We start from the raw sequence: 18,705 nt of genomic DNA, 5'->3' as shown, positions 1-18,705 counted from the left end.
CAGGCGACGCCCGAAGGGCGCCCTTGACGCCCCGACCCGGCCCGGAAACCCTCGGCAGGCGGACAGGCCCGACACCGCCCACCCACCACGACCCCACCCAACCCCAACGCCGTAAGCCCCACCCCGGCCACCCACTCCTCCGACCCCGCCCGACCCCAGGGTCAGCGGTCCGCCGCGAACAGGTTGGCGATGACCGTACGTGCCAGCGCCGCCGGGTCGTCACCGGTCCGGGCGTCGAGCGCGCCGCTGGTCCACAGGGCGGCGAAACCGTGGACGATCGACCAGGCCGCGAGCTTGGCCTCGGAGTTCGCCCGGCGGGCGGGGCCGGAGGAGGCCAGCGCATCGGCCAGGGCCTGGTCGGCACGCCGGCGGGCGGCGTCGAGGGCAGGGTCGTCGGGGCGCTGGAGGCCCGGCTGGAACATCACCTCGAAGTGGGCCCGGTGCTCGACGGCGAAGCGGACGTACGCGACACCGGCCTCGGTCAGGTCGGGTCCGGCGGCCCGGACGGCCTCGGCGAGCAGGTCGTAGCCCTGGGCGGCGAGTTCGGTGAGGAGGCCCGCCTTGTCGCCGAAGTGGTGCGCGGGGGCGGCGTGCGAGACGCCGGCCCGCCGGGCGAGGTCGCGCAGGCTCAGGGCGGCGGGGCCGGTCTCCTCGATGGCCGCGCAGGCGGCGTCGAGCAGCGCGCTCCTGAGGTTGCCGTGGTGGTAGGGCCGTTCCGTCATGCCCCCACCATAACTTGTCATTGACAAGATGGCCTGTCCGACCCTAACTTGACAGCGTCAAGATATGAGCAACTCGAGCTGCCCCGTGGAGGTTGCGATGGAGCCCCTGATCGCGCTCGTCGTCGGATTCCTGGCCGCCCGGCTGGCCGGCGTCGCCGGTGTCGACGCCCTCGACGCGTGGCAGCCGTCACTGCGCGTCGGGGTCGCGCTGATGTTCCTGCTCACCACGTTCGCGCACTTCTTCCCGAAGCTGCGAGCCGAGCTGGTCGCGATGGTGCCGCCGGGGCTGCCGCGGCCGGAGCTGCTGGTGACGGTGACCGGCCTGCTCGAACTGGCCGGTGCGATAGGGGTGCTGGTGCCGGCGACGGCCGCCTGGGCGGCGGCCGGACTGATCCTGATGATGCTCGCCATGTTCCCGGCCAACGTCTCGGCCGCCCGCCGGGAGCTGCCCGGAGCCACCCGCCTGGGACCGCGCACCGCGCTCCAGGTGGTCTTCGTGGGCGCCACGGCACTCACGCTGCTCGCCTGACCACGGGGTCGTGCCCTGGGTGGGGTTGCCCCGGGTGCGGCCGGTGCAGAGGGAGTCGGCGTAGGCGGCGGCCACGATGCGCCGTTCGGTCAGCCTGAGTGTGAGCCTCACGTGGTTTTCCGCACCGGAGACTTAGCGTTGCCCCATGACGAGGAGTCAGGACCTGGCGCAGCGAGCAGCCGTGGTGCTCTGTGTGACAGCGGCGCTGATGGGACCGGGAAACCCGGCCGGCGCATCCGTGGGGACGAGGGCAGTCGGGCTGTCTCCGCGGTCTGATGCCCTCGTCTACATCGCCAACCTCCACTCCGACACGGTGTCCGTCGTCGACACCGGCACCGGCACGGTCGTGGACAGCGTTCCCGTCGGGAACGGACCGGACAGCGTGGCCGTCAGCCCGGACGGCTCCCGCGTCTATGTCACCAATTCCGCTGCGGACACCGTTTCGGTGATCGACGCCCGTACCAGGACGGTCATCGCCACCGTCGCTGTCGGGGACGAACCCAGCAGGGTGACGGTCTCGCCCGACAACCGGAACGTCTACGTCGCCAACGTCGGGTCGGACAACGTGTCCGTGATCAGCACCCGCGGCCGCGCCGTGACGGACACCATCGCGGTGGGCGATGCCCCGCTGGGCGTGGCGGTTGCGCCCGACGGATGCACCCTGTACGTCGCCAACGCCGCGTCCGGCACCGTCTCGGTGGTCCGCACCGCCACCGGAACGGTCACCGGCACCATCCCTGTCGGCAGCGGACCGACCGCTCTGGTACTCACCCCCGACGGCCGCCGCCTGTACGTCTCCAACCTGACCTCGGACGACGTGTCGGTGGTCGACGTCCACGACGGCGCAGAAACGGACCGCATCCCGGTCGGGGACCAGCCTGCGGGAATCGGGGTGCGCCCGGACGGACGACAGGTATACGTCGCCAACATCGGGTCCGACAACGTGTCCGTGATCAGCACCCGCGGCCGCGCCGTCACGGAAACCGTTGCCGTGGGAGACGGCCCCAACGGCCTCGCCGTCAGCCCGGACGGCTCCCTCGTCCACGTCAGCAACTTCGACTCGGACACGCTGTCGGTCATCGACACCTCGACAGCCCGCGTAACGGACACGGTGACCGTGGGCGACGGGCCGACCGGCGTGGCAGCGGCACAAGGAAAGAGTGCCTGACCCGAGGTCCGAACACCGCGCGGATCCCGCGTCGTCGCAGGTGATCACCCATCGGATGCATCCGATCAACTGACCAACCCATCACAGAGACACGCGCTAGCCGTGTCGTCCGACGAGACCGGCCGTCACCACCTCCACCACGCGGGCGCGCTGCGCCTCGGGCGTGGCGCGGGAGTCCGGCCTCAGGGCGTAGGCCGTCCTGCGGTGCTGTCCGGCGCTCGCGAAGACCCCACTCGTCCAGCCTCCGCTGGAGCCGGTCTTGCCCCAGACCTCGGTTCCGTTCAGCTCGATCCGCATCAGGCCCCCGGCGCTGAAACAGGCCGTCGGCAGGGGGCAGCTGGTGTTCTCGGGGCCGCTGGGTACCGCAGGCACTTCGAAGAGGTGCCGCTGCTGTGCCGGCGGGAGGAGCCGCCCGTCCAGCAGGGCGCGCAGGAACCCGTCGAGGTCCGCAGCCGTGGACGACAGCCCGCCTTCGGACCAGGCCCACGCGATGGCCGGGTCCGCGGACAGACCGGTGTGGCGCAGGCCCAGCGGGTGCAGGATCCGCCGGTCGAGCTCGGCGGCGAACGGGCGGCCCGTGACCCGCTCCACGAGCAGCCCGGCGACGAAGCTGTTCAGTCCGTTGTACTGCTGGACCGTGCCGGGGGCCGGGACGCGGCCGGGACGTGCCGTGGCGTCCGCCTCGAAGGAAGCCGCGACCACGCCGTGCGGGGCGAGCGGAACGCGCGCCGGACGGGGCAGGTCGCTGGTGTGGTCCAGGAGCTGGCGGACCGTCACGCCCGCATAGGCGGCCGGAATCAGTTCGGGCAGGTGCGGGCGGACCGGCTCGTCGATGCCGATCCGGTGCTCCGCGACGAGCTGGAGCACCAGGGCGTCGGTGAAGACCTTGGTGACGCTGCCGACCGGGAAGCGGGCGTCGGCCTCGACCGGTCCGGCCGTCCCGACGTACGGGGTGCCGACGCCCCGGCCGGTGACCCGCACCAGGGCCGCGTCCGTCACGGGGTCGGGCAGAGCGGCCAGCAGCGTTCTCACAGCCGCCGGGCCGCCGTGGTCGGCGGAGTCGTAGGCGGCGGGCCGGTAGGCCGCGGCCGCGGCCACCGGGACGGCGACCAGGCCGGTGGCGAGTGCGGCCAACGCCACACCGGCGGCGGCGAGGCGACGACGGGCGGCAGGGGATCGCGTGGGCATCGGTGGCTCCGGAACAGGACGCTGGTGGCTTCGATCGGCGCGCTCCTCGCGCCGGACCAACCCTCGCCCCCGCACCGCCCGCCGTTCGTCGGTGATCACCCTGAGCCGCCCCGGAGACCACCCCCACCCCCTCCTCGGGGTCCCGAACGGCAGGACCCCAAACGGACAGGGCCACCCACCCTCAGAACCCGAGGACGAGCGCCGCAGCCGCCGGGGCGGCGTAGATGATCGGGAAGGCGACGTGCGACCAGCTGCGGGCCTTCAGGACCGTGACGACGGCCCCGGTGAAGTACAGGACGAGGCCAACGGCCGCCGCGATGCCGATCGGAGGGACCGCCAGGCCCACCAGGAGGCCCACCGAGCCGGCCGCCTTCGCGGTGCCGAGCAGGTTCCACCACGAGCGCGGGACGCCGTACTGGACCAGCGGCTCGACGACCCACGCCGCCTTGAGGAAGACCGAGACGGCCGAGAAGCCGGAGAGGAAGGCGGCGACGAGGGTGACGATCTGGGCTCCGGACATGGGGGGCTCCTCACGAAGTCGTTGTGGGCGCCGGCCCCTTGCTGATCGGCGGCCGGACACCGCACTGACGGAGCCGGCCGTACGGATGTGACGGCCCACCGACAAGAAATCCGGATCCGGATGAACCCCGACCGCGGATTCGCGGTCTCGTAGGACGCTCAACGCGTTACTGCGTCACAGCGGTACCGCGTCACAGCGGTACCGACATACGGACATACGGAGACCACCCCCCAAATGAACAAGCACCTGACCGGCCGCCGCCTGGCGTCCATAGGCCTGGCGACCGGCGCCGCGCTGGCCCTCATCGGCTCGACGGCGGCCGCGGCCACCGCCGCGCCCGCCGCCCCCGCCGTGCAGAAGCCGGGCGACGGCATCATCGGTGGCAAGGAGCAGGCCGACGGCACGTACCCCTGGATGGCGGCGCTGCTGAGCAAGGGCAAGACCAGCCCCGTGCAGCGGCAGTTCTGCGGCGGCAGCCTCATCGCCCCGAACGTCGTCCTCACCGCCGCGCACTGCGTCACCGGCGAGAAGCCGAGCAAGCTCGAAGTCACGGTCGGCCGCACCGTGCTGTCCAAGAAGAACCAGGGACAGCTGCGCGACGTCCGCTCCCTGACCGTCCACCCGCGCTACGCCAAGGGCGACGAGGCGTACGACCTGGCGCTCGTCGAGCTGGCGAAGCCGGTCACCGGCATCGCCGCCGTGTCGCTCCCGACGCAGGGCACCGACGCCCTGCTGCGCCCGGGTGCGAAGGCCACGGTCATCGGCTGGGGCAACACCGACACCGAGATCACGCAGTACCCGGACCGGCTGCGCGGCGTGCAGGTGCCGCTGCTGTCGCACGCGGAGTGCAAGGCGACGAACAAGGACTACGACAAGGCCGTCAACGTCTGCGCCGGCGTCGAGGGCAAGGACTCCTGCCAGGGCGACAGCGGCGGCCCGCTGTTCCGCAAGGTCGCCGGGCGCACGTTCCAGATCGGGATCGTGTCGTACGGCGAGGGGTGCGCGGAGCAGGGCGCGCCGGGCGTGTACACCTCCACCAGCTCGGCCAAGCTGTGGAAGACGCTGGCCGAGTCCGCCGAGGGCCGCCGGATGCTGCGCCTGCTCGGCCGCTGACGCCCACCGCCGACCGCTGACGACCGGCGCCCCGCCACCCCCCGTGGCGGGGCGCCGCTGCATACCCGTCGCAGCGCCATCGCCCCGCGGTTCGTAGCATCGGGCCCATGGACAAGGACCTGGAGCCGCACCCGAAGCTGGAACTGCTGACGGCCGAGCACGGGCCGGCGGTACTGGAGTTCGAGCGCGCGAACCGCGCGTACTTCGCGGCGTCGGTGCCCGACCGCGGGGACGCCTACTTCGCGGAGTTCGAGGAGCGCCAGCGCGGGCTGCTGGCGGAGCAGGCGGCGGGCGTGTGCCTGTTCCACGTCCTCGTGGACGGCGGCGGGCAGGTCCTGGGACGGGTCAACCTGGTCGACGTGGAACACGGGGAGGCCGAGCTCGGCTACCGGATCGCGCGCGAGGCCACCGGGCAGGGGCTGGCGACGGCGGCCGTGCGGGAGGTGCTGCGGCGGGCCCGGACGGAGTACGGACTGCGGCGGGTCCGGGCCAGGACGACCCTGGACAACGCCGGGTCGCGGGCCGTGCTGGCGCGCACCGGCTTCGCGGAGACGGCGGAGCTGGAGGTGGGCGGGCGGCCGGGGCTGGCGTTCGTACGGGACTTGGGGCCCGCGGCCGCCGAATGACGTGCCGGCCGAAGCCCCCCGCGCCCCCTCGGCCGGACCGCAGCGCCCCCGCCCCCGCGCCCCCTCAGCCGGACCGCACCGCCTCCGCGTGGAGGGCCGTGGTGGTCAGCGCGTCGTGGTCGTCCCCGTCGAACGAGGACCACAGGGCCCCGGCCACCAGCAGCAGCGCGCCGAAGGCGAGGTAGACCGGGCGGCCGCCGAGGTGGTCGAACAGGAAGCCGGTGGCCAGGATGGCGGCGGCGCTGACGATCCGGATGACCGCGTCGACGAGACCGTGCCAGGTACCGAGCAGGGCCGCGGGTGCGCGCAGTTGGACGAGGAGCCCGGCCGAGCGCAGGTAGACCGTGAAGCCGAGGCCGAAGACGATGAGGCCGGCGGCGAGGACGGGCTGGAAGCGGCCGCACAGCGCCACGGTCAGGGTGCCGAGGCCGGCGAGGACCGGCGCCCAGCGCAGGCTGGTCCGGATCCCCTCGGGACCGCCCTTCGCCACCAGCAGGCCGCCCAGGACGGCGCCGATGGTGGAGAACGCCAGGAAGGCGCCGGCGCGGGAGGGAGACATGTCCAGCGTCTGCCGCATCAGGGACAGCAGCGACAGGATGACCGTGGAGAGGGCGAGCACGGTCAGGCCGTGGAAGAGCACGAAACGCCGCCACGCGGAGTGGGTGACGAGGGTCCCGGCGACGGTGCGGCGGGACACGGGCGGGAGGTCGGCGCCCGCTGCGGACTCCGTCGTGGACCCCGGCCGGTCCGCGGCCGGATGGCGGGCGACGACGGCGACGAGCGCGGCGAAGACGGCGAGCGCGAGCACCTGCAGGGCCGCGGCGGCCAGCAGGGCCTTGGAGCCCGGCAGCATCGCGATGGCGAGGCCGGCCACCACCGGGGAGAGGAGCTCGCAGGCCGACCGGACCGTTCCCCCGATGCCCTGGACGCGGACGAGGGTCGTGGGGTCGAGGATCCTCGGCAGGAGGACGAACAGGGCCATCTCGCCGAGGTGGTGGACGAGGTCGACCGTGGCGGCGGCGAGGACGATCGCCCAGAGGTGGGAGGAGAGGAACGCCGAGCCGAGTCCGATGACCCCGAAGACCGCGATCTTGACGAGGTACGAGGTGACGAGCACGGCCTTCGGGCTCCCCCGGTCCAGCAGCGGGCCGGCCGCGACCGACGCGACGACCTCGACCCCGTACCCGACGCAGTAGACCAGGCCCACCGTGCTGACGAGGCCGGAGAGGTCGAGGGCGAGGTTGGCGAAGGCGATGTCGTAGATGCCCTCGCTGAGCGAGCGGGCCAGCACGAGGGCGGCGAAGACGGCGAGCAGCAGGGTGAGCCAGCGCGCCTGCCCGACGGCGGAACCAGGTCCGAGGGCGGAACCGGATCCGACGGCGGAACCGGATCCGACGGTGCCGTCGGCGTCGCCGGTTCCCTTGGTGCCGTCGGTGCCGTCGGCGTCGCCGGTGGTCTGCTGAGTGGTGGTGGTCACTGGTAGGCCAGCTCTCGTACGACGTCCTCGGGCAGCGTGCGGCCCGGGGCTTCGAAGGTGGGCGGTAACGCGTCGCCGGGGACGGGGACGAACAGTTCGGGCAGGCCCGAGCGGGCGTCGTGCACCTCGTACTCGACTCGGTAGTGGAGGGTGCCGGCGCCGCGGGCGCGCAGCAGCACGCCGGGCGCGACGGTGACGACGGCCCGGGGGTCACGGGGGAACGGGAGGACCTGGGCGGCCCCGAAGGTCGGGGAGTCCGCGCGCCGGTCGACGAGCTGCAGTTCCACCTCGGGATTGTCGTACAGCAGGGGCGACAGCTTCAGGGTGAGATGGGGATGGGCGCTGAAATCCAGCGGCCATGCGTCCGAAAGGTCGCACACCATGGTGTCGGCGAGACCGTTTCCGACGTTGGCCCCGATGCCGTACGAGTCGTCGCGGATGGACTGGTACGAACCCGCCTCGACGGTGACGGTGGCCAGTTCGGACACCGGCAGCTCCGGCCGGTCGCCGGTCAGGTCCCGGTCGATGAAGTAGCGGCGGCGCTCGCCGGCTATCTCGGCCGTCGCGACCACACCCTGCTCGGTGGCCCCGCCCCGCCAGCTGCGCGACACGGCCTTGGCGACCAGGAACTGTGCGGCCGAGGGCAGTTCGGTGGTGTTGGCGGTGACGGCCGGCCGGGACCGGCGCATCTCCTCGACGGGGTGGGTGGCGTTGTCGTCGAGGGGGTTCCAGGGCGTGGCCGGGTCGGCCGGGGCGTGGAGGGAGTAGTCGTTGCGGGTCGTGACACCGCCGAGGTGCTCGAACCAGTGGGCGTAGCCGGGCGGGACGGCCAGCACGCACGAGCCGTCGGCCGGGACGTCGACCTCGAGCTTGCGGTCGTACTCCGGGGAGTCCGCGCGGCAGTCGTACAGGTGCACGGTGACCGGGCGGGCGCCGGCCGGGCCGTAGAAGGAGAGCCGGTCGTACTGCCCGAGGTGGATCGCGTACTCCTCGTAGGCGAAGTGGGGGCTGTGGACCATGTAGTGGTACGGCCGGTCGTTCCGCGTGGTGCGGATGCGCCGGGCGCCCGGGAGGCCGGAGCCGACCGGGGTGGTGCGGGTCCTGCTCATGATCAGCTGGGGTTTCGGCAGTGCGGTCATCGGCCGCCTTCCTTCCTGGAGTCGCCCGGGGCGGGTGCACCGTGGGTGCACCCGCCCCGCGCGGCCGTCCGGCCCGGCTCAGGCCGTTCGACCCGACTCAGGCCGTGCACGCGACCCGGCTCGGGCCGGGCGGCCCGGCTCAGAGAGTGGTGACGACGACGCCCTCGGGCAGGGCGGCCTTGAGCTCCTCGATGTCGCCGAAGGCGCGGGAGGTGATCTCCTCCTCGGTGTCCGCGTCGATCATGGCGGAGGCGATCTTGCCGAGGATGCTCTGGAAGTACTCCGGGGTCTCGAAGTACGGCTCCAGCGCGGAGGTCAGGCTCTCCAGGGCGGCGCGGGCGGCCGGGTCGGTGACGTCGCCCGACATCGCGGCGAGCTCGTTCTTCCAGGCGGTGGTCTCTGCGGTGGTGATGGACATGGCATTTCCTCTCAGTGGGTGAGTGACATCGCCTTGGCCTCCATGCGCGCCAGCGCGTGGAGAGCCGGGCCGGGCAGGTAGCGGTCGCCGTCCTGCTCGGGCCTGCTGGGGCCGGCTTCGCCGGGGTCCGCCGTGGTCAGGTCGCGAACGAGGGGGTGGTCCAGGTTCCACGGGGACAGGTCCAGGAGCTCCATCTCGGAGCGGACCCAGATGCGGCCGGTACCGGTGAACCGGTACCAGGTGCCGGGAGGGATGCGGACGCCGATGGTGGGGTCGCCGAGGCGTACGACGCGGTGCTCGCCGTCCGCCGTCACGACCTCGATGTCGGCCTCCTCGCTGCCCGCCATCCAGGTGACGGTGCGGCGGGAGTAGGCGTGCCGGGTGAACCGGCCGTCCTGGCCGTCGAGGGCGACCTCGAGCACGTCCGAGGTGCAGCTGTCGGTGGACGGCACGACGGTGAAGGACTCGGGTCCGGTGAGCACGAAGTTGTTGCGCCGCACCAGCCCGTGGTCGTCGGACTGCGGCTCGGCGGCGCGCCAGTCGGGGCGGATCGTCGCGTACGTCGTCCGGCCGCCCACGGAGACCCGGAAGCGGGCGGCGTAGGCGCCCCGGACCTCGGAGTTGGTCCGCTGGGACATGCGCGAGAGCAACAGGTGGGCGGCGACCGGGAGGCGGTGGCGGTTGGTGCGCACCACCGGGGCGCGCTCGGCCGTGCGCAGGAAGGACACCAGGTCGTTGTCCGGCTCCCAGTCGGGGTTGCGGTCGGCGTACCAGACCGGCTCGTCCCGGGTGACCACGCCGCCGAGTCCGTCGAGGGTGTGGGCGACGCCCTTGGGGATGATCAGGACGCGGTGCGGCGAGACCGCCATGTGGATGGTGATCTCGTCGCCGAGGCGCGGCGAGCCCTCCCGGCAGTCGATCAGGTGGACGGCGATGCGCTGGCCGTCGCCGAAGAAGGTGAGCCTGTCGTCCTGGCCGACGTGGATGCCGTACGTCGAGTACGTGAAGTCCTTCTGGTGGGTGACGTAGTCGGTGATGCCGGGGCCCTCGGAGATGCGGGCGACCCGGACGACGCCGGCGGTGGCGCCGCGGTCGGTCACGTGGGCGGTCTCCAGGCGCGTCCCGTCGAGCGGGAAGTCCACGGCGGTGACGTCGTCCGGCACTTCGAAGGTACCGATGTGCCGGCGGGGGGTGGAGCGGTCGAGGGCGGTGGCGGGCGGGGCCGCGTCAGCGGTCATGGGCATGGCGAAGTCCTCTCGGTGTCACGGGGTGTGGCGGCCGACGCGGCCGTGCATGGTCGGGGAGCGGAGCTCGGCGCTCGGTGCCCGAGCTCAGCGCCCAGCGCTCGGTGCGCTCGGCGCCTCGGCCCCCAGAGCTCAGGTGTCGTCGTCCGACAGGTGCCAGCCGTGCAGGCGGGGGCTCTGCCGGAGGGCGCGCAGACAGGCCTCACGACCGGCCAGGAGCGCCGTGGCCTCGCAGTCGGCGAGGAGGAACAGCACCAGGTCCACCCGCCCCGGGGCGCTGCGCGCCCACAGGTGCTCGATCCGGTCCGCGGGGGCGAAGGCGGCGGCCAGGAGTTCCTTGATGTCGGGCGGGGCCGGGCGGTCCGGCGGACGGCCGGACAGCCGATACGTGATCATGTACATGGATTCCGCGCCCACGCCGTCGACGGCGCCCCGCATCCCCCGCCGGCCTCACGCCTCCTGACGGCCGGTGCCGGTGCCGGAGGCGGTGCCGGTAGCGGCACCCGTCCCCGACCCGGGCCTCGTACCCCAGCCGTAGCCGTCGTCGTACGACGCGACCCGGACCTGCGGACCGCCCCAGCCGAACCCGTCGCCAGGGACCGCGGCGGCGCGCTGCGGGACGCCGTGTCCGCCCCCGCCGGCAGGGGCGATCGGAGCCGTGGCGCTCCGGGCGGCGGCGGTACCGGCCGTCCCCAGGGCCGCGACGAGGGCGGCGGTCGTCACCAGCAGCGCGATCCTGGGCATGGCACGGTTTCCTTTCAGGGCAAGGGATTCGAGGCGATCGACCCTCTTCCACCCGGAGTGCGGGGTGTTGTGGTCGATGCACCAAGACTGACCCGGCGCCAGGGCGGTGTCACGGGTTCCGGGGCGGCGCGAAGGCGCCTGGCGCGTTCGCGACACGGCCGCACGCCGGCCCGGAGACCTCCGCAAGAAGACGACTTGAACGCCCGCTCCGGGTGGGTGAGCCTCGTACCCACCGATGGTCCGGACCGGAGGCGGAGGTCGCACAGGATGCTGGAGTCACTCGGGCTGTCAGCCGACGCCGAGCGCGTCTACCGGGCGGCCCTCCACCACCCGGAACGCGGCGTGGTCGCCCTGACCGCCGTCACCGGGCTCGACGAACGGGCGGTGCGCACCTCGTTGGACGAACTGGCCGCCCTCGCGCTGCTGAAGCCGTCCGACGAGTTCGGCGGGCACATGCGGCCGGTGAGCCCGGAGGTGGGGCTGACCACGCTGCTGGCGAGCGCCGAGGCGGAGATCGCGGAACGCCGCGCGCAGGTGGCGACGGCCCGCGCGCAGATCGCGGCGATCGCCGCCGAGCACAGCACCACCCGCGCGTCCGACAGCGCCACCCGGCTCGAGGGCATCGACGCCGTCCGGTCCCGGCTCGAAGAGCTCCAGCGGACGACCGAGTTCGAGTGCCTGTCGCTCAACCCGGGCGGCGCCCACCGCCCCGACGCGCGCAGCGCCGCGACCCCCCTCAACGAGCAGGCCCTGCGCCGCGGCGTCACCATCCGCGCGGTCGCCCGCGACAGCTTCCGCAACGACCCCGACACGCTCGCGTACGCGCGCTGGCTCATCGAGCACGGCGGCCAGCTGCGCACCGTGCCGGTGGTGCCCGTCCAGATGATCGTCATCGACCGGCGGGTCGCCCTCCTCCCGCTCGCCCCGGAGGACCCCCGCCGCGGCGCCCTCGAGGCCCGCAGCCCGGGCGTCCTCGCCGCCCTGCACGCCCTGTTCGAGCAGTGCTGGTCGGCCGGCACCCTGGTGGGCGAGCGGCCGGCGGCCGACGACAACGGCTGCACCCCCGTGGAGCGCGCGCTGCTCGGGCTCGTCGCGGACGGCGACACCGACGAGTCGGCGGCCCGCCACCTGGGCGTGTCGCCGCGCACGGTCCAGCGCATGATGGCCAACCTCATGGAACGCCTCGACGCCGCGAGCAGGTTCCAGGCCGGGGTGATCGCCGTCCGCAGGGGCTGGCTCTGAGGGGTCAGGGGCGCGGCGCGGTGGCCGACTGCTCCCGCCAGCGGGCCCCGATGGTGCGGAGCATGTTCTCGTACACGCCGAGATAGCGGAAGGGCTTGATGCCGGCCATGTACACGTGGCCGAAGAAGCCGTTGGGCTTGACGAGTACGGCGAGCTGGCCGCGGTACCCGCCGGAGCCGTCCGGCACCCAGCCGAGGTGGAGGACGCCGTGCACGGTGCGGTTGGCGATCTCGGCCGCCCACTCGTCGTGCGTCTCGTACACGGTGTCGAAGCGGGCGTTGCGCGAGGGCGGCAGGTCCTGCGGGAGCCGGTCGCGCAGGTCCTGCGGGAGCCGGTCGCGCAGGTCCTGCGGGAGCCGGTCGCGCAGGCTGGGCACCCGGGCGCCGAGGCCGGTCTTCGGATCGTCCCAGCCGAACAGCGCCCCGAGCTTCCAGCGGATCGCGAACAGCGCCCGGGCGACCGGCGAGGTGATGAAGCCGTCCTCCGGGGAGCCCGGCTCGGCGGCTCCCGCCCCGGCGGAGCCGCCCTCGGCGGCACCGCCCCCGCCCGTGAACAGGCCGACCAGCCGCGGGAAGTCGTCGGGGCCGCCCGGGGTGGGCACGGCCCACACGTCCTCGAGCCGGAAGTCGGGTGCGATGGCGTGGATGCGCCAGGGCCGGGAAGTGTGCGCCGTGCTGGGAAGCCTCATGGCCGAGCCCCTGTCTATACGGTGGCGTATAGATCTACGATACGACTGTTATACGGCAACGTCTATACGGGTCCGTATGTCTGGTGGATCACAAGGAGGGACGGCATGGGCGTGACCCGTACGCCGCGCGGCGCGTGGATCGAGCAGGGGCTGGAGGCGCTGGCCGCGGCCGGGCCGGAGGCGGTGCGCATCGAGGTGCTCGCGCAGGCGCTCGGCGTGAGCAAGGGCGGCTTCTACGGGTACTTCCGCAACCGGGACGCCCTGCTCACCGAGATGCTCGACACCTGGGAGCGGGAGGCCGCCGAGGCGGTCATCGAGGAGGTCGAGGGGACCGGCGGGGACGCCCGGACCCGACTGGACCGGCTGTTCACCATCACGGCCGCGCCCGAGGGGCCGGCCCGGGGCGTGGAGGTCGAGCTGGCCGTCCGCGACTGGGCGCGCCGGGACGAGTCCGTGGCCGAACGGCTGCGCCGGGTCGACAACCGGCGGATGGAGTACCTGCGTTCGCTGTTCGGATCGTTCTGCGCGAGCGCGGAGGAGGTCGAGCTGCGCTGCATGCTGACCTTCGCCCTCCGCCTCGGCGGCCACCTGATCGCCGCGGACCACGCCGGCTTCAGCCGCGTGGAGGTGATGGAGCTGGCCCGCAGACGGCTGCTGGCGTAGCCGCGGGCGGGGAGCGGAGCGGGGCCGGCGGTCAGCCCTTGGCGGGGCGGTAGGTGGAGACCTGGACCCCCTGCGGGGAGGTGGTCGTGGAGACCAGCTCCAGGGTGCGCAGGCCGCCGTCCGCGGGGAAGATCGACTTGCCGCCGCCCAGCAGGACCGGCATGTGCATGAGGCGCAGTTCGTCCACCAGGCCTTCGGCGAGCAGGGTGCGCACGAGGCTGGGGCTGCCCATGACCAGGAGGTCGCCGCCCTCGGTGCCGTGCAGCTCGCGGAGGCGGGCGACGGCGTCGGCGGCCGGGATCAGGCTGGTGTTCCAGGTCAGGTCCGAGTCGGCGAGGGTGCCGGAGACCACGTACTTGGGCAGGGCGTTCATCCGGTCCGCGAAGGGGTCGCCGGCGCGGCCGGGCCAGGCGCCGGCCATGGTCTGCCAGGTGCGGCGGCCGAAGAGGAGGGCGTCGGCCTTGAACGCGGCCTCGGCGAAGGCGCCGCCGACCACCTCCGGGTCGAAGAAGGGGTGGGTCCAGCCGCCGTGGGCGAAGCCGCCGTCGACGTCCTCGTCGGGGCCGCCGGGGGCCTGCACGACGCCGTCCAGGCTGATGAACTCGCTGATGACGATGCGCATGTCGGTACGTCCTCTTCCGTTGCCGTGGCCTCGCGGCCCGTCCGCCCCGTTGCCGTTACACCTCTGTAGACCGGCGGAGGGTACGAGAATCATCGCCCGGCAGCGGATCCCCCTGTGTGAGGTGGGTCACATGCACGTGGAGCCCCCCGCGGGTGCGGCGCGGGGGGCTCCGGGTGCGCCCGTCAGGGCGCGGTCGGCGGTCCGTCCTGGCCCACGGGGGCGGGCAGGCCGTCCAGACCGGCGGGGGTGTGGGCCAGGCCGCTGGGGGCGAGCCAGTCGAACGGGGCGTAGACCGCGGGACCGAGGCCGATGCCCTCGGCGATCTGCTCGCGCAGGCGGTTGGAGGCGAAGCTGCCGATGACGTGCATCTGGGCGTCCCGGTAGTGGCGTTCGACCTCGTGGCCGGGGGTCAGGCCGGTGGCGCCGTGGATCTGGACGGCACGGCCGGTCACCTCGACCGCCATCTCGGTGGCGTAGACCTTGAGCATGCCGATGAGGTCGCGGGCCGAGCGGCCGGCGGCACGCTCGCTCGTGCAGCGGACGGCGAGCAGCCGCGCGGCGTCGATCTGGGCTCGGGAATCGGCGAGTTGGGCCTGTACGCCTTCCATGTGGGCCAGCGGGCGGCCGAAGGAGACGCGCTGCTGGGCGTGGCGCACGGAAGCCGCGAGGGCGTTCTCGGCGAGGGCGACGGCGCCGATCGAGTTCTTCAGCCAGCCCCAGGCCATGCCCTCGGAGAGTTCCTCGAAGGGGACCGGCAGCACGTCGGCGGCGGCCACGTGCGCGTCGTTGAAGACCATGCCGCCCCAGGGCATGGCGCGCAGGCCCATGCGCGGGATGTCGTAGCGGTGCACGCCGGGCTGGTGCAGGTCGACGAAGGCCAGGCACCACTCGGGGCCGTCGTCGCCCAGCGGCCGCTCCCGGCGGGACAGGACGACCGCCACGTCGGCGTCGGGGGCGTTGGTGATGCGGGACTTCTCGCCGGTGATGACGAAGCCGCCGTCGGACCGGCCGGGGGCCGGGCGGACGGTGGTGCGGAAGGTGCCGGCGTCGCTGCCCGCGGCGTTCTCGACGACGCCGAACGCGGCGAGCTTCTCGCCGGAGAGCAGCGCGGCGAGGAGCGGGGCGTGGGCGCCGCGGGGGTCGCCGTAGGTGGTGATCAGCTTGCCGCAGAGCAGGGCGGAGACGCTGGCGGCCCAGTAGGTGCCGGGGCAGGCCCGGGCCAGGGCCTCCATGGCGGCGGCCATGGCGGGGCCGTCGGCGCCGGTGCCGCCGAGCTCCGGAGGGTGGAACAGGCGGAGGTACCCGCTGGCGACCAGGTCCTGCCAGTTCTCGGCGGGTATGCGGCCGGTGGCGTCGGTGGCCGCGGCGCGGGCTGCGATGCCGGGGAAGGCGGCCGTCCTGGTGGTGCCGGTGGTGGTGAGGGTGCCATCGATGAGGGTGCTGTCGGTTCTGTCGGTGCCGTTGGTGCCGTTGGTTCCGTCGGTGCCGTCGGTGCCGGTCGCGGCCTCGTGTGCCGCGCCGTTCACGTACGTGGTGGTGGCGGTCATGGGCGTGGTCCTGTCAGCCGAGTCCGAGGAGGGAAGCCGCGATCACGGGGCGGAGCACCTCGGTGCCGCCGCCGGTGCCGGCGAAGAACAGCGCGTCGCGGTGGGCCCGTTCGATGAGCCGGTCGCCGTCGTCGGCGAGCGGGCCGGCCAGCCGGGCCGCGCCCTCGGCGACGGTACGGGCGGCCGCGGCCACGAACAGGCGGGCGGCCGCGGCGTCCTGGGGCGACGGGCGGCCGCCGGCGTCGAACTGCGCGGCGGCCCGGTAGAGCAGGCCTTCGGCCAGCTCGCAGCGGGTGGCCAGGTCCGCGAGGGTGAAGCGGGCGGACTGGGCGTGGGCCAGCGGCCGGCCGAACAGCTCCCGCTCGCGGGCGGTGTCGACGGCGTCGCGGGTCAGGGCGCGCATGACGCCCAGCCAGGGCGCGCTGGTGAAGACCCAGTCGAGGGCGGCCAGCAGCGGCTCGACCTCGGCGGCCGCGCCGCCGGGGGTGCCGAGCACGGCCGCGGACGGCGCGAGGCAGTCGGTGAGGACGAGGCGGCCCCAGGGGCAGGTGGGCATGGCGGCCGGGGCGTCCGCCTCGACGTGCAGGCCGGGCGTGGCGCGGTCGAGCACGAAGGCGGTGCGGCGGCCGTCCTGGTGGGCGGCGAGCACGAGGAAGTGGTGGGCCCGGGGGCCGAGGGCGACCAGGTCGAGGGTGCCGGAGAGAAGCCAGCCGTCGCGGGCGTGCGGGGCCGGCCAGGCGGTGACGGCCGGGGCGAGGGAGGTGCCCTGGGTCTGCCGCAGGGAGAGGCCGCCGAGCCACTCGCCGGAGGCCATGCGGGGCAGGTAGCGCTCGCGCTGCTCGGGGCTGCCGAAGGCCCGCAGGGGCACGGTGGCCAGGACGGCGTGCACGCCGAGGGCGAGGGCGAGGCCCGGGTCGCGGGCGCCTTCGCCCAGACCGTGCAGCAGGGCGCAGGTCTCGGAGGCGGACAGGCCCGCACCGCCGAGGGACGCCGGGACGAGGGCCCCGGCGGGCGGCGGTACGACGGCGGGGGCGTCCGGACCGGCACCCGCGGCCGGGCCGCCGCCCACCGCCGCACCGGCGACCACGGCCCGACCGCCCGCCGTCGCGGCGGCCAGGTCGGCGAACAGCCGGGCGTCCCACCGGCCCTCGCGGTCGCGGTCGGCGGCGGTGGGGCGGGCCACCCGGTCGGCGAGCTCCCGGGCCGCCTCGGCCGGCGACGGCCGGCCGGAGTCGGGGGAATGCGGAAACACCGTCGGGCCTCCTCTCTCTCCCTTTCGGGTCCGTTCCGTGGCCACCGCGGACGTGCGGTGGACCACCCCGAGGATTTCGAGAAAGGGGAATACGGCAAAGTGAATTCGCACAGCCGCACGGAGAATTCACACGGCTCACCGTGACTCACATTTCCGCACAGTCCTTGACAGTCTTCTGACATGCCAGCCGTTGTCCCGTCACCGCAGGTCACAGCAAGATGTGTGACGGCTCGCTCCGGATGAAGGAGAGAAGGCAATGGCATTAGCAGAGCACGGGGGCGGCATTCCGAAAATGCTTCCCCACCTGTCCGACGCGACCTTGCGGGACTCCGCCCACATGGCCGGCGTGGAGTTCGGCCCCCGGGACGCCGCCGTCATCGCCGACCTGCTGGTGAAGACCGGGATCGACCTGGTCGAGGTGGGCATGGTGTCCGGCCCGGGCTCGAAGGACGCCGACCTGATCGAGGCGGTCCACGAGACCGTGGGCCCCGAGCGGAGCATGACCCTGGTCGTCGTGCGCGACCGCCAGCAGGTCGCCACGGCCCTCGACGAGGCCGAGCGGCTGGGCGTGCGCCACGTCATGTACTCCATCCCCACCTCCGAGCAGCACGCGAAGCTCAAGCTCGGCTCGCCGAGCGCGAAGTTCCTGGAGGCGCTGGCCCGCTCCGCGATCGGGCAGGCCAAGGACCGCGGCTTCCACGTCACGTTCAGCGGCGAGGACGGCGCGCGCACGCCCAGGGAGCGCCTGGTCCCCTACGTGACCGCGGGCTTCGCGGCGGGGGCGGACCGGTTCCGGCTCGCGGAGACCGTCGCGTACCTCTCGCCCTGGCAGATGGAGGAGGTCATCGCCGACCTCACGGCGATCGACGGCTCCGAGATCGAGATCCACTCGCACAACATGCTGGGCATGGCCGTGGCCAACTCGCTGGCCGCGCTGCGGGCCGGCGCGAAGTGGATCTCGGTGACGGTCGGCGGCATCGGCGAGCGCGGCGGCAACGCGCCACTGGCCGAGCTGCTCACCTCGCTGCGCGTGATCCACGGCGACACCCGGTTCGACCTGTCGCACCTCACCGAGCTGTCCCGGGTGGCGCTGCGCGGCGCCGGGCTCGGCGAGGCCTTCCAGTCGGGGCCGACCACCCCGCACGCCTTCGCGTACGAGCTGCCGGGACAGCTCACGCACCCCGAGGCGTACGAGACCCTGCCGGCCGAGCTGGTCGGCAACTCCCGGGAGCTGCTGGTGCGCACCCGTCTGACGCCCGCGCTCGTGAAGTGGGCGCTGGCCGACTCGGGCGTCTTCGTCGACGTCGACCTCTTCACGCCGTGGCTCGCCGAGCGGCAGGAGCGCGAGGGGCGCCCGCTGCTCGACCGGGACGCGATCCGCAAGGCCGCCATCGACTTCCAGGCCGCCTGAGCACTCCGCACCGCCTCCCGCGCCACCCTCCCCACCCCCCACGCCCGCACCTTTCGTCCCCCACCCCGCCCCCCCCCTTCCCCGCCCCGCCCGCCGCACCGCCCTTCCCGCACGTCCGCACAGCCCTTCCCCACCCCGCACGTCCGTACCGCCTTCCCCACCCCCCACCCCTTCCGACATCGCCGTACGACAAACGGAGTTGCCACATGTCCACCGCCACCCTCACCGGCGTCTGCCCCGAGTGCGAGACCGACCTGACCGTCCCCCCGGTCGTCCAGGGCGAGACGTTCGCCTGCCCCGAGTGCATGCTCACGCTCCGCGTCGAGGACGTCGAGGACGGCCGGCTGAGCCTGTCCATGGTCGAGGTCCAGCTGCGTGACTGGGGCCAGTGA

21 protein-coding genes are annotated in these 18,705 nt (G+C 73.6%); 8 read left to right on the top strand and 13 right to left on the bottom strand.

What is annotated here, in order from left to right:
- Nucleotides 1–161: 161 nt before the first annotated feature.
- Nucleotides 162–722, bottom strand: a complete 561-nt coding sequence (locus ACIQCH_RS31040) for a TetR/AcrR family transcriptional regulator (protein ID WP_402586365.1) — start codon at nucleotides 720–722, stop codon at nucleotides 162–164.
- 97 nt (nucleotides 723–819) lie between these two features.
- Here ACIQCH_RS31040 and ACIQCH_RS31035 point away from each other — a divergent pair, with 97 nt between their 5' ends.
- A complete protein-coding gene (locus ACIQCH_RS31035) occupies nucleotides 820–1,251 on the top strand; it encodes a DoxX family protein (protein WP_402586363.1) in 432 nt (143 codons plus the stop codon).
- Between the two features lie 145 nt (nucleotides 1,252–1,396).
- On the top strand, nucleotides 1,397–2,419 hold the full coding sequence (locus tag ACIQCH_RS31030) for a beta-propeller fold lactonase family protein (RefSeq protein WP_402586362.1): 1,023 nt from the start codon (nucleotides 1,397–1,399) through the stop codon (nucleotides 2,417–2,419).
- Between the two features lie 96 nt (nucleotides 2,420–2,515).
- Here the strand turns inward: ACIQCH_RS31030 and ACIQCH_RS31025 are convergent, their stop codons facing one another.
- A complete protein-coding gene (locus ACIQCH_RS31025; protein ID WP_402586361.1) occupies nucleotides 2,516–3,607 on the bottom strand; it encodes a serine hydrolase domain-containing protein in 1,092 nt (363 codons plus the stop codon).
- A 181-nt stretch (nucleotides 3,608–3,788) separates the two neighbouring features.
- Nucleotides 3,789–4,127: a DoxX family protein gene (locus tag ACIQCH_RS31020; RefSeq protein WP_402586360.1), complete on the bottom strand. Its 339-nt coding sequence runs from the start codon at nucleotides 4,125–4,127 to the stop codon at nucleotides 3,789–3,791.
- 234 nt (nucleotides 4,128–4,361) lie between these two features.
- Here ACIQCH_RS31020 and ACIQCH_RS31015 point away from each other — a divergent pair, with 234 nt between their 5' ends.
- Both ACIQCH_RS31015 and ACIQCH_RS31010 read left to right on the top strand, forming a co-directional pair.
- Nucleotides 4,362–5,240, top strand: coding sequence for a S1 family serine peptidase (locus tag ACIQCH_RS31015; RefSeq protein WP_402586358.1), 879 nt, complete (start codon nucleotides 4,362–4,364; stop codon nucleotides 5,238–5,240).
- Nucleotides 5,241–5,347: 107 nt separating this feature from the next.
- Complete coding sequence (locus ACIQCH_RS31010) at nucleotides 5,348–5,866, top strand: GNAT family N-acetyltransferase (RefSeq protein ID WP_402586356.1); 519 nt, start codon at nucleotides 5,348–5,350, stop codon at nucleotides 5,864–5,866.
- Between the two features lie 64 nt (nucleotides 5,867–5,930).
- Here the strand turns inward: ACIQCH_RS31010 and ACIQCH_RS31005 are convergent, their stop codons facing one another.
- The 6 genes from ACIQCH_RS31005 to ACIQCH_RS30980 form a co-directional block, all read right to left on the bottom strand.
- Nucleotides 5,931–7,343, bottom strand: a complete 1,413-nt coding sequence (locus ACIQCH_RS31005) for an MFS transporter (protein ID WP_402586354.1) — start codon at nucleotides 7,341–7,343, stop codon at nucleotides 5,931–5,933.
- Nucleotides 7,340–8,482 (bottom strand): hypothetical protein, encoded by a 1,143-nt coding sequence (locus ACIQCH_RS31000; RefSeq protein ID WP_402586352.1) that lies wholly within the window; start codon nucleotides 8,480–8,482, stop codon nucleotides 7,340–7,342. Before ACIQCH_RS31000 ends, ACIQCH_RS31005 begins: the two co-directional genes overlap by 4 nt.
- A 139-nt stretch (nucleotides 8,483–8,621) precedes the next feature.
- Nucleotides 8,622–8,900, bottom strand: coding sequence for a hypothetical protein (locus ACIQCH_RS30995; protein ID WP_030200827.1), 279 nt, complete (start codon nucleotides 8,898–8,900; stop codon nucleotides 8,622–8,624).
- An 11-nt stretch (nucleotides 8,901–8,911) separates the two neighbouring features.
- Complete coding sequence (locus ACIQCH_RS30990; protein WP_402586350.1) at nucleotides 8,912–10,144, bottom strand: hypothetical protein; 1,233 nt, start codon at nucleotides 10,142–10,144, stop codon at nucleotides 8,912–8,914.
- Between the two features lie 132 nt (nucleotides 10,145–10,276).
- Entirely contained in the window at nucleotides 10,277–10,540 is a 264-nt protein-coding gene (locus ACIQCH_RS30985; protein WP_402586349.1) for a hypothetical protein, read from the bottom strand.
- A 54-nt stretch (nucleotides 10,541–10,594) separates the two neighbouring features.
- Nucleotides 10,595–10,888 carry a hypothetical protein gene (locus ACIQCH_RS30980; protein WP_402586348.1) on the bottom strand — a complete coding sequence of 98 codons (294 nt, stop codon included), beginning with the start codon at nucleotides 10,886–10,888 and terminating at the stop codon, nucleotides 10,595–10,597.
- 267 nt (nucleotides 10,889–11,155) lie between these two features.
- On the opposite strand from ACIQCH_RS30980, the gene ACIQCH_RS30975 reads away from it, so the two are divergent.
- Complete coding sequence (locus tag ACIQCH_RS30975) at nucleotides 11,156–12,130, top strand: LuxR C-terminal-related transcriptional regulator (RefSeq protein ID WP_402586346.1); 975 nt, start codon at nucleotides 11,156–11,158, stop codon at nucleotides 12,128–12,130.
- 4 nt (nucleotides 12,131–12,134) lie between these two features.
- Here ACIQCH_RS30975 and ACIQCH_RS30970 read toward each other — a convergent pair whose 3' ends face one another.
- Nucleotides 12,135–12,818 carry a DUF2867 domain-containing protein gene (locus ACIQCH_RS30970; RefSeq protein ID WP_402586345.1) on the bottom strand — a complete coding sequence of 228 codons (684 nt, stop codon included), beginning with the start codon at nucleotides 12,816–12,818 and terminating at the stop codon, nucleotides 12,135–12,137.
- Nucleotides 12,819–12,923: 105 nt separating this feature from the next.
- On the opposite strand from ACIQCH_RS30970, the gene ACIQCH_RS30965 reads away from it, so the two are divergent.
- A complete protein-coding gene (locus ACIQCH_RS30965) occupies nucleotides 12,924–13,481 on the top strand; it encodes a TetR/AcrR family transcriptional regulator (RefSeq protein WP_402586343.1) in 558 nt (185 codons plus the stop codon).
- Nucleotides 13,482–13,512: 31 nt separating this feature from the next.
- Here the strand turns inward: ACIQCH_RS30965 and ACIQCH_RS30960 are convergent, their stop codons facing one another.
- The 3 genes from ACIQCH_RS30960 to ACIQCH_RS30950 all read right to left on the bottom strand — a co-directional run bounded on the left by ACIQCH_RS30960 (nucleotide 13,513) and on the right by ACIQCH_RS30950 (nucleotide 16,902).
- Complete coding sequence (locus ACIQCH_RS30960) at nucleotides 13,513–14,103, bottom strand: dihydrofolate reductase family protein (RefSeq protein ID WP_402586341.1); 591 nt, start codon at nucleotides 14,101–14,103, stop codon at nucleotides 13,513–13,515.
- Between the two features lie 182 nt (nucleotides 14,104–14,285).
- On the bottom strand, nucleotides 14,286–15,650 hold the full coding sequence (locus tag ACIQCH_RS30955) for an acyl-CoA dehydrogenase family protein (protein ID WP_402586339.1): 1,365 nt from the start codon (nucleotides 15,648–15,650) through the stop codon (nucleotides 14,286–14,288).
- Between the two features lie 13 nt (nucleotides 15,651–15,663).
- Nucleotides 15,664–16,902 carry an acyl-CoA dehydrogenase family protein gene (locus ACIQCH_RS30950; protein ID WP_402586337.1) on the bottom strand — a complete coding sequence of 413 codons (1,239 nt, stop codon included), beginning with the start codon at nucleotides 16,900–16,902 and terminating at the stop codon, nucleotides 15,664–15,666.
- A gap of 292 nt (nucleotides 16,903–17,194) precedes the next feature.
- On the opposite strand from ACIQCH_RS30950, the gene ACIQCH_RS30945 reads away from it, so the two are divergent.
- The gene (locus tag ACIQCH_RS30945) at nucleotides 17,195–18,313 is read left to right on the top strand and encodes an isopropylmalate synthase (protein ID WP_402586371.1); all 1,119 of its coding nucleotides are present in this window, start codon (nucleotides 17,195–17,197) and stop codon (nucleotides 18,311–18,313) included.
- Nucleotides 18,314–18,519: 206 nt separating this feature from the next.
- Complete coding sequence (locus tag ACIQCH_RS30940; RefSeq protein ID WP_402586336.1) at nucleotides 18,520–18,705, top strand: lysine biosynthesis protein LysW; 186 nt, start codon at nucleotides 18,520–18,522, stop codon at nucleotides 18,703–18,705.

The sequence above is a fragment of the Streptomyces sp. NPDC093225 genome (assembly GCF_044753805.1).
Classification (GTDB): Bacteria; Actinomycetota; Actinomycetes; order Streptomycetales; family Streptomycetaceae; genus Streptomyces.
This window is presented reverse-complemented; position numbering and strand designations above follow the sequence as displayed.

What these genes read in the sequence shown, in the direction of transcription:
- ACIQCH_RS31040 (WP_402586365.1), bottom strand. Translation starts at nt 722, where the DNA reads ATGACGGAACGGCCCTACCACCACGGCAACCTCAGGAGCGCGCTGCTC.
- ACIQCH_RS31035 (WP_402586363.1), top strand. Translation starts at nt 820, where the DNA reads ATGGAGCCCCTGATCGCGCTCGTCGTCGGATTCCTGGCCGCCCGGCTG.
- ACIQCH_RS31030 (WP_402586362.1), top strand. Translation starts at nt 1,397, where the DNA reads ATGACGAGGAGTCAGGACCTGGCGCAGCGAGCAGCCGTGGTGCTCTGT.
- ACIQCH_RS31025 (WP_402586361.1), bottom strand. Translation starts at nt 3,607, where the DNA reads ATGCCCACGCGATCCCCTGCCGCCCGTCGTCGCCTCGCCGCCGCCGGT.
- ACIQCH_RS31020 (WP_402586360.1), bottom strand. Translation starts at nt 4,127, where the DNA reads ATGTCCGGAGCCCAGATCGTCACCCTCGTCGCCGCCTTCCTCTCCGGC.
- ACIQCH_RS31015 (WP_402586358.1), top strand. Translation starts at nt 4,362, where the DNA reads ATGAACAAGCACCTGACCGGCCGCCGCCTGGCGTCCATAGGCCTGGCG.
- ACIQCH_RS31010 (WP_402586356.1), top strand. Translation starts at nt 5,348, where the DNA reads ATGGACAAGGACCTGGAGCCGCACCCGAAGCTGGAACTGCTGACGGCC.
- ACIQCH_RS31000 (WP_402586352.1), bottom strand. Translation starts at nt 8,482, where the DNA reads ATGACCGCACTGCCGAAACCCCAGCTGATCATGAGCAGGACCCGCACC.
- ACIQCH_RS30995 (WP_030200827.1), bottom strand. Translation starts at nt 8,900, where the DNA reads ATGTCCATCACCACCGCAGAGACCACCGCCTGGAAGAACGAGCTCGCC.
- ACIQCH_RS30990 (WP_402586350.1), bottom strand. Translation starts at nt 10,144, where the DNA reads ATGCCCATGACCGCTGACGCGGCCCCGCCCGCCACCGCCCTCGACCGC.
- ACIQCH_RS30985 (WP_402586349.1), bottom strand. Translation starts at nt 10,540, where the DNA reads ATGATCACGTATCGGCTGTCCGGCCGTCCGCCGGACCGCCCGGCCCCG.
- ACIQCH_RS30980 (WP_402586348.1), bottom strand. Translation starts at nt 10,888, where the DNA reads ATGCCCAGGATCGCGCTGCTGGTGACGACCGCCGCCCTCGTCGCGGCC.
- ACIQCH_RS30975 (WP_402586346.1), top strand. Translation starts at nt 11,156, where the DNA reads ATGCTGGAGTCACTCGGGCTGTCAGCCGACGCCGAGCGCGTCTACCGG.
- ACIQCH_RS30970 (WP_402586345.1), bottom strand. Translation starts at nt 12,818, where the DNA reads ATGAGGCTTCCCAGCACGGCGCACACTTCCCGGCCCTGGCGCATCCAC.
- ACIQCH_RS30965 (WP_402586343.1), top strand. Translation starts at nt 12,924, where the DNA reads ATGGGCGTGACCCGTACGCCGCGCGGCGCGTGGATCGAGCAGGGGCTG.
- ACIQCH_RS30960 (WP_402586341.1), bottom strand. Translation starts at nt 14,103, where the DNA reads ATGCGCATCGTCATCAGCGAGTTCATCAGCCTGGACGGCGTCGTGCAG.
- ACIQCH_RS30955 (WP_402586339.1), bottom strand. Translation starts at nt 15,650, where the DNA reads ATGACCGCCACCACCACGTACGTGAACGGCGCGGCACACGAGGCCGCG.
- ACIQCH_RS30945 (WP_402586371.1), top strand. Translation starts at nt 17,195, where the DNA reads ATGCTTCCCCACCTGTCCGACGCGACCTTGCGGGACTCCGCCCACATG.
- ACIQCH_RS30940 (WP_402586336.1), top strand. Translation starts at nt 18,520, where the DNA reads ATGTCCACCGCCACCCTCACCGGCGTCTGCCCCGAGTGCGAGACCGAC.